The sequence below is a fragment of the Acinetobacter sp. YH18001 genome (assembly GCF_013416975.1).
Classification (GTDB): domain Bacteria; phylum Pseudomonadota; class Gammaproteobacteria; order Pseudomonadales; family Moraxellaceae; genus Acinetobacter; species Acinetobacter pseudolwoffii.
The window spans coordinates 1-2,191 of the sequence record NZ_VPEU01000108.1 but is presented as its reverse complement, the minus strand read 5'-3'; the positions used below and the strand labels follow the sequence as shown (position 1 = coordinate 2,191).

The following is a 2,191-nucleotide window of genomic DNA, read 5'->3' as shown; positions in this document are numbered from 1 at the left end:
TATCAGCAATGACTTAGTCATTCATTCACATAATGGTGAAAATAGCATTACGGTGCAGAACTATTTCCAGGCAGATGCTCTGGGTGCCTATCGTATTGACCAGATCAAATTTTCAGATGGAACGGTAGAAGAAGCGATTAAAGCTATGTCGGAAGAAGCACATGGCTAAACGTAAGATTATCGTAACCAGTTCTTTTAAACGTGATATTAAAAGACGTTATTTAGAACTGGTTACGGCTGAATGGGCAGAAGTATTAGATTGTTTAGTCGCAAATAATCCTTTGCCTGAAAAGTATTTAGATCATCCCTTGAAAGGTGGTGCAGAGTTTAAAAATTGTCGTGATTGTCATGTGAAGCCTGATTTAGTCTTGATCTATAGGCTTGTTGGTGACGATACTTTAGAACTGCATCAGTTGGATAGCCATTCCGAAATTTTTGGATGACTATCGCTCGATGCTTTGAAAGATGGCTTTAGCCATGTTTCAAAGTCGGGCAACTTTGCGACTGCTGTCATTGATTCGGTGATGGCAAGAGCCGAGCAAAGTACTGTCTAATCATTATTTTGGGTCAATCACACAATAATCCTTATTCGCTCCGTGACAGTCATTTTTCATGATGCGAACGCAAGACTTCCCATTGCAATTTTTAATATCTAGGCTGTATTTTTGTTCTAGCCATGCAACGTCTGCTCTACGCTGTTTGATTTCGTCCATGCTCGGCACATATAAAAATAATGCTAAAAAGAAAACGATCAGCAAGCTAACAAAAGCACTGGCGTAGATTGCCATGAATCGCCAGTCAAGTTGATTGGTTGCATTGTTTAATTCTCGAATACTGTTGTTGAGTGCGTCTATTTGCTTCTGATTGGCGTTTTTTAGGTGTTTTTCGGTCTTATTGAGTACTCCGCTAGCCACTTCCTTGTAAAACGCTTCTAATCGCTTGTTATCGTCTGCTATGGCTTCTCGATACTCTTTCATAGATGCCAGTAAAATATAGAGCTGGTCATCTAGGTCGTTTTGGTTGCTCATCGGTACATTCCGCCCTGATCTAAGTCTTGTGATGCTTTACGGTTGGCTCGCTCGGCTTGCTGTTGCTCTAGTTTTTGCTGTCGTTGTATTTCGGCTTGGCGTTCTTGTTCTAGGCGTTTAGCTTCTTGGTTTTTCTGCCATTGCTCGAAGCCTTGCTCGGCACGGTTTAAACCGTGCTGTAAAACGCTGTCTGTGCGCTGTTGCTGTTGTTTGAGGTGTTGGGCGTTGTGTTGCTTCACATGGTCGTTATAACGGCTGATTTCGGTGTCTATGCCTTGTCTACGGAGTTGAGTGACCGAAGTCCCCTCATGAATGGTGGCTTGTAGTCCATTGTTCTGATCGGCATAGCTGCGGTGGTCTATTTTTTCTCGGTAGCCTGCTCGCTCCAGTGCGTGATTGGCTAAGTCCGCCCATGTTTCCCGAATCTGTTTGATGTCGTCTTGGGTTGTTCCCATATTTAGGCTTTTGCGTTTGGCATTACTTAACTCAATATCGGTTTTTGTCGTCAAAGTGAGTTTATTGTCAGGGTCTAATTCAGCTTTTCGGGTGGTCAGCATGATATGGGCGTGATGGTTTTTATCATTTCCGCCTTTGCTGGGTTCGTGAATGGCTAAATCTGCAATCACGCCATAACGATCAACAAGCGATTGGGCAAACTCTTTTGCCAAGTCCTTGCGCTGATCTGCATCCAGTTCATCAGGCAGGGCAATCACCCATTCTCTAGCGGTTCGAGCATCTTTGCGGTTTTCGGACTGTTCCGCCAAGTTCCACAATTCGCTACGGTCTATTTCTATATCAAGGTTAGACACAATTTCGCTATGGGCGACACCGTCCTTTCTCGTAAAGTCGTGGGTTAGTCCTGTTCGTTCATCTTTGAGTTTTTCCCCTGAACGGTAGGCAGACGATGCAACCGCAGTTCGTCCCGAACTTCGATTCACTGTTTTTGTTGAGCAATGATAAATCGCCATTTTTTCTTTCGCCTTTTTAAATTGCGTAGCAATTTTTTGGGGTTAAGGGGATTCCCCTTACGCAACGATGACTTGAATGAAATTCAAGTCGTAAGTGCGCATTTCATGAAAAACACGATAGCATATAGCTCGCTTGAACTCTAGTTCATAGAGCCTTATGCTTGAGTGGTTTTCTATATCCCGAAATTAACCGTT

The 2,191-nt window shown here is 43.3% G+C and carries 4 protein-coding genes; 2 read left to right on the top strand and 2 right to left on the bottom strand.

Translation table 11 applies throughout. The features are described from left to right. Position 1: 1 nt before the first annotated feature. Positions 2-169 (top strand): calcium-binding protein, encoded by a 168-nt coding sequence (locus FTV48_RS15275; protein ID WP_373683540.1) that lies wholly within the window; start codon positions 2-4, stop codon positions 167-169. Further along, the gene (locus FTV48_RS14510; protein WP_180000755.1) at positions 162-443 is read left to right on the top strand and encodes a type II toxin-antitoxin system YafQ family toxin; all 282 of its coding nucleotides are present in this window, start codon (positions 162-164) and stop codon (positions 441-443) included. Before FTV48_RS15275 ends, FTV48_RS14510 begins: the two co-directional genes overlap by 8 nt. 114 nt (positions 444-557) lie before the next feature. Here the strand turns inward: FTV48_RS14510 and FTV48_RS14505 are convergent, their stop codons facing one another. Together FTV48_RS14505 and mobQ are read right to left on the bottom strand one after the other, a co-directional pair. Further along, positions 558-1,028, bottom strand: coding sequence for a hypothetical protein (locus FTV48_RS14505; RefSeq protein ID WP_004870960.1), 471 nt, complete (start codon positions 1,026-1,028; stop codon positions 558-560). Beyond that, positions 1,025-1,996 carry a MobQ family relaxase gene (gene mobQ / locus FTV48_RS14500; RefSeq protein ID WP_004897098.1) on the bottom strand — a complete coding sequence of 324 codons (972 nt, stop codon included), beginning with the start codon at positions 1,994-1,996 and terminating at the stop codon, positions 1,025-1,027. Before mobQ ends, FTV48_RS14505 begins: the two co-directional genes overlap by 4 nt. Between the last annotated feature and the right edge of the window lie 195 nt (positions 1,997-2,191).